1 protein-coding gene is annotated in these 1,211 nt (G+C 69.0%); it reads right to left on the minus strand.

Annotation, left to right across the window (positions count from 1 at the left end; all coding sequences use genetic code 11):
• The coding region (locus AB4880_RS26045; protein ID WP_367922144.1) for an IS110 family RNA-guided transposase at nt 1-1,025 on the minus strand (1,025 nt) is incomplete at its 3' end.
• Nucleotides 1,026-1,211 lie beyond the last annotated feature (186 nt).

The raw sequence follows: 1,211 nt of genomic DNA on the forward strand, positions 1-1,211 counted from the left end.
CGCTGGTCCGTACGTAGCGCGGTGAAGACCACGTCGGACAGGCGTCGGCGCAGCAGGCGAAGCGCGGCGACGCGGTCCTTGCCGCGAGCCAGCTGCTTGTCCGTGTAGGCCCGGCCCGGGCCGATGCCGCGCGCCTGGGTGACCGCGATCATGTGCAATGCGCAGTTGACCGAGCGGTTCCCACCGCGGTTGAGCCGGACCTTGCCCTTGCTGGATCCCGACCAGACCGGGACCGGCGCGGTTCCCGTGAACCGGGCGAAGGCATCCTTGTTCCGGAATCGGTGCACGCCAGCGGTCTCCCCGAGGATCACAGCCGCGGACAGGACACCGCATCCGGGCACCTCCAGAAGCGAGGGCGCCAGTGTCTGGACCAAGCCTCGCAGCTCCTTCTCGAGTGCGTTGATCTGGGTGGTGAGCTCCTGGCAGCGCTCCAGCAGCCGCTGGGCGAGCCGAGCCACCACGCCGTCAAATCGCTCGAGTTCGACCAGCAGATCGCGGACCAGCCGCTGGCGTCGAAGGCCTCGGCTGGGGACCTGGAGGTCGGGATCGAGCTCGTGCAGGTGCCAGCGGACCTGGGCGGCGATCCTGGTGCGCTGAACGACCAGGTCACGGCGGTGATCGGAGAGCAGCTTGACCTCGCGGGCAGGGCCGTCCAACTCGGCCATCGGCAGGTCCGGGTACCGCAGCGCGGCCAGTGCAACGGCTTCGGCGTCGATCGGATCGGACTTGCCCGGCTCCCGGCTCGCCTTTCGGGCTCCGGCCATCAGGCGAGTCGGCACCCGGATCACGCGCTGACCCGCGGCCAACAGATCCGACTCCAGCCGCCGTGTCAGGTGCCGGCAATCCTCGAGCGCGAACCTAACGCCGGCCTCATCACGACCGGCGTACTGCGCGGCCCACTCCACCAAGGCCAGATGACCGTCGCTGTTGGTTCGAACTGTCTTGGTGCCCAGTCGTTTCCCGACCTCGTCCACCGCGACCACGGTGTGGGTGCGCTTGTGCGAATCGGTGCCGATCATGACCATGCGGGATGCCTCCTGACGTCCGGTATTGAGTCGGGCGTCCTGGCAGCCGTGAGGCGGGCACGCCTCAATCCAGCGCGAACCACGTCCGCAGGCAGGCTCCTATCAAGCCACGCGCCCACGGCAGCCAGGACGCCCGACCGGGGCCGCACATCGAGGACAAGCCACCGAGTCGGCCAACCGAACGGC

Source organism: Nocardioides ginsengisoli (genome assembly GCF_039537225.1).
GTDB lineage: Bacteria > Actinomycetota > Actinomycetes > Propionibacteriales > Nocardioidaceae > Nocardioides > Nocardioides ginsengisoli.